The organism is Conyzicola sp. (assembly GCF_057073975.1).
This window is the reverse complement of the sequence record NZ_JBXMIS010000028.1, coordinates 1-4,743: the sequence shown is the minus strand read 5'-3', so window position 1 is coordinate 4,743 and position 4,743 is coordinate 1. Positions and strand designations below refer to the sequence as shown.

The following is a 4,743-nucleotide window of genomic DNA, read 5'->3' as shown; positions in this document are numbered from 1 at the left end:
TCGGCATGGGCGACGCAGACTGGGACAAGCCCCAGATCGGCATCGCGCGCTCGTGGAACGAGATCACCCCGTGCAACCTCAGCCTCGACCGCCTCGCGCAGGCGGCGAAGGAGGGCGTGCACGGCGGCGGCGGCTACCCGCTCGAGTTCGGCACCATCTCCGTCAGCGACGGCATCAGCATGGGCCACGAGGGCATGCACTTCTCGCTCGTGAGCCGCGAGGTCATCGCCGACTCCGTCGAGACCGTGATGATGGCAGAGCGCCTCGACGGCTCTGTGCTGCTCGCCGGCTGCGACAAGTCGATCCCCGGCATGCTCATGGCGGCCGCGCGACTCGACCTGTCATCCGTGTTCCTCTACGCCGGCTCGATCGCGCCGGGCTGGGTCAAGCTCAGCGACGGCACAGAGAAGGACATCACGATCATCGACTCCTTCGAGGCCGTCGGTGCCGTGAAGGCCGGCAAGATGAGCGCGGAGGATGCCAAGCGCATCGAGTGCGCGTTCGCCCCCGGCGAGGGAGCGTGCGGCGGCATGTACACCGCGAACACGATGTCGAGTGTCGCCGAGGCCCTCGGCATGGCACTGCCCGGCTCCGCGAGCCCGGCCGCGGCCGACCGCCGCCGCGACTACTACGCGCACCGCTCCGGCGAGGCCGTCGTCAACCTGCTCCGTCTCGGCATTACCGCCCGCGACATCCTGACGAAGAAGGCCTTCGAGAACGCGATCGCGGTCGGCATGGCCCTCGGAGGCTCGACCAACATCGTGCTGCACCTCCTGGCGATCGCGCACGAGGCGGGCGTCGAGCTCAGCCTCGACGACTTCAACCGCATCGGCGACAAGGTTCCGCACATCGGCGACCTCAAGCCGTTCGGCAAGTACGTGATGAACGACGTCGACCGCCACGGCGGCATCCCGGTGCTCATGAAGGCGCTGCTCGACGCCGGCCTGATGCACGGCGACGCCCTCACCGTGACCGGCAAGACCCTCGCAGAGAACCTTGCTGAGCTCAACCCAGAGGAGCTCGACGGCACGGTGCTGCGCAAGCTCGACAACCCGATCCACAAGAGCGGCGGCCTGACGATCCTGCACGGCTCGTTCGCGCCAGAGGGCGCAGTCGTGAAGACGGCCGGCTTCGACCTCGAGACGTTCGAGGGCCCGGCCCGCGTCTTCGAGCGCGAGCGCGGTGCACTGGATGCCCTCACCAACGGCGAGATCAAGGCCGGCGAGGTCGTCGTCATCCGCTACGAGGGCCCGAAGGGCGGTCCCGGAATGCGCGAGATGCTCGCCATCACCGCTGCGATCAAGGGCGCGGGACTCGGCAAGGACGTGCTGCTGCTCACGGATGGACGTTTCTCTGGCGGAACAACCGGTCTCTGCATCGGCCATATCGCCCCGGAGGCCGTCGATGCCGGTCCGATCGCGTTCGTTCGCGACGGTGACCGCATCCGTGTCGATATCGCCAATCGCTCGCTCGACCTGCTCGTCGATGCGACTGAACTGGATGCCCGCCGGGCCGGCTGGGAGCCCCTGCCCCCGCGCTACACCCGCGGCGTCCTAGCCAAGTACTCGAAGCTCGTGCAGTCGGCGAGCACCGGCGCGGTCACCGGATAGGGGACAATCCGCCGAAACCGGGGGACAACCCCCAACGGGGGCATCCACAGGGCGTTCTAGCGCTGCTAGATTCTGAGTCGAACTTAGTTATCGCGCGCCCGACGGGCTCGCAAGGAAGCGACCCGATGAGCCTCTCCCTGCAGTCAGCCAGCCGCGCGTTTCGGGCTACCGCTCTTGCCCTCACCTTCGTTCTGCTCGGTGGGCTGCTCGCGGTGACCGGGGGCGCGGCCCCCGCCGGAGCCGCGGGGACCCGCACCATCAGCGGTCACGTCTACCTCGGCAACACGTCGACCTCGGCTACGACGGGCGATGCTGTCGTCCTGTTCACCAAGTGGGCGACTCCGCACAATGCGGCAGACGAAGTACCCCTTGCCGCTGACGGCAGTTTTGTGATCACGGGCCTCGATGCGGAGCTCTACTACATCTCAGTCGACTATCAAGGCGTCGGGGAGTTCAGCGACTGGAGCTGGCCGAACAACCCGCTCGGCGAGGCGCCGAACGCCTTCAAGTACGTGAACGTCAAGAACGGCGATCAACTCGCCAGCGATATCACGCTCCCGGTGCCGGCGGAACTACAGGGCCAGGTGTCGTTGGGGTCGGCGGGCGTTCCCGCATCGGCAGGTGAAGTCGCTGTCTACTACCAGCCATATGTGGGAACAGCGGCCGGCGCTGAGAGCTCTCCCGTCTACACGGATGCCCTCGGGCACTACTCCTTCGGCCTCGTGCCGCCAGGGTCGTACTCCATCCGGTACGACTACGTGGGAACGGGTTCTTTCCAAGACGCCGCGCTGAGTGAAGTATTCGCGTTCGGCTCTGGAACGCTCGCAGTGGCCAGGAACGCAACTCTGTCCAGCGCGACGATCTCAGGGCGGGTCGCCCTGGCAGATGCTCCGGGCTCCAGTACGCGTACGACTCCTGCCCCGTCCGACGTGGTGGTCAGCTACGCGTCACGAAATCCCACTACAGGGGAGTACACGATCATTGGCACGACGCCGATCGATGCGAACGGCGCCTACAGCATTCCCAACCTGAGCAAGTCGGTCACCTACAGGGTGGCGGTGTCCTACATCGGTGCTGACGAGTATTTTCCTGCGACAACAGGCTCGAGTACTGCGCCGGCCGATTTCGGTGTTGCGGTTCTGAACCGCAAATTCACCGCCACTGGGCACATCGATATTGGCGGTCCCTCGAACCCGGCCGGAGCGGGCGAGGTCACCGTCAAATTCATCGAGGCCAACGGACACAACTCGACCTACGGGTTCGGCGGAACGGGAACGACCGACGCAAACGGCGACTACAGCGTTCCGGGGCTCACGGGCAACAAGTACTTCGTTACGTTGACGTACAACGGCGTCGAGACCCAGCCGCTCCTGCCAGGAAGCTGGCTGTGGAGCCCCACGCCTGATGACCACTCCCTCGACTTCACACTCAGCCCGAGTAACTCGATCACGGGCACCGTCACGTCGAACTATGGATTCCCCGTTCAGGGCGCGAGCGTATACGCCGTCACAGTCGACCCCGACACCGGCGAATTCGTCAGCGAGATTTCCACGCTGACTGACAACGAGGGGCGCTACGCGTTCCTCGTCATCCCTGACGGCCTGTACGCCATCCAGTTCGAGGCCGACTTCTTCGCCTCGCAGAGCTACCCCGGGTCCAGTTACTACTACGAGCCTGATCTGATCGACTTCACCGACGGTCAGCATCTCGTGCTCGACACCGTCATGTACGAGGAGTCGACCATTCGGGGCACGGCTACGGGTGCAGCGCTGACCGCAGCCGACTTCGATTCTGGCCGAGTCTGGGCAGAGCTGAGCCTCTTCGACTGGTCGAACAACAGGTGGCTCACCGTTGACTACTCCCCGATGGACAGCACGGGCAACTACGCGTTCACCGGGCTCAACCCGGACGACTACCGAGTCACCATTCGCTACGCGGGCCCGCTCGGGTTCACCCGACCGACGTCGTCGACCATCTCGCTGGGGGCCGGCGAGACGGTGGTATTCAACGCAAGCCTCACGCCTGCGGCCGGTCCGGCAAACGGCGCCTTGATCAAGGGCCCTGGCCCGGTCGTCTTCATGGTCGACTCATTCACCCGGCTCATTCCGGTTGGATCCCTCCAAGCAGCCACTGACGCTGGACGCTCCGGTGCCTACACCACCGTCGACCAGGATTTCCTCAACGGCTACACGATCGACACCGCACTTCTCAGTAGCATCTGGATCTGTGACGGCGCCCCCTTCCTCGCGTCCGAAGGAAAGCTGTGGCCGGTCAACCCGGAACTCGTCGCGGGGCTCCCATCGACGACGGTCGACTGCAGCGGAGTTGCGAAGTCGCCGACGACCATCGACGGCGCCCTCCTGCTGAAGTCCCCGACCGGCAGGACCTACTCGATCGACGCAGCGGGAGTGAAGCACGAGGTCCTGAACTCGGCGACAATGACGATGCTCTCGGCACCCAATTCCGCGCGCGCATATGTCGTCAACGACTTCTTCCTCAACTCACTGGCCACGGGACCACGCGTGCTCCCGCCCGGTTCTGCGGTGAAGGGCCCTGGTCCGCGGGTGTACTTCGTGGCCGGACAGAACCACCTCGTGCCGATGCTGTCGTTCGAGCAGACCACCGACATGGGTGTGCCATCGACGTTCTTCACCGTCTCGCAGGCCGATCTCGACCAGGCAGTCAAGGATCCAGATTCCGCGTCACTCACGAACACCGTCGCTTGCCCTAGCCAGACGTATTTCGCGTCACAGGGCAAACTCTGGCCGGTGGATGCGGCACTCGTCGCCGGGCTGCCCCAGACCGTTTTCGATGCCGCGACCTGCGCCGTGCTGCCCAAGGCGACGACGAGCATCCGCGGAAGTCTCATCATCGCGGGCCCAACCGGCCCGACCTACTCGATCACCGCTGACGGGTCGAAGCGCGAGCTGCTGAACGCCGCATCGCAGGCAATGGTGGCGGCCCCGCATGCTCCAGTCGTGCTGCGGGTTTCGGCAGCCCTCGTCTCCTCGCGTCCGACCGGGTTGAAAGTCCTTCCTCCGGGCTCTGCGGTCAAGGGTCCCGGACCGCGGGTCTACTTCGTCGCCGGGCAGAACCACCTGGTGCCGATGATCTCGTTCGAGCAGACGAGTGA

At 65.4% G+C, this 4,743-nt stretch carries 2 protein-coding genes; both read left to right on the top strand.

All coding sequences use genetic code 11. From position 1 onward, the window contains the following. On the top strand, positions 1–1,610 hold a 1,610-nt coding region (gene ilvD, locus AC14A7_RS02420), incomplete at its 5' end, for a dihydroxy-acid dehydratase (protein WP_484006291.1). Between the two features lie 125 nt (positions 1,611–1,735). Beyond that, on the top strand, positions 1,736–4,743 hold a 3,008-nt coding region (locus AC14A7_RS02415), incomplete at its 3' end, for a carboxypeptidase-like regulatory domain-containing protein (protein ID WP_484006290.1).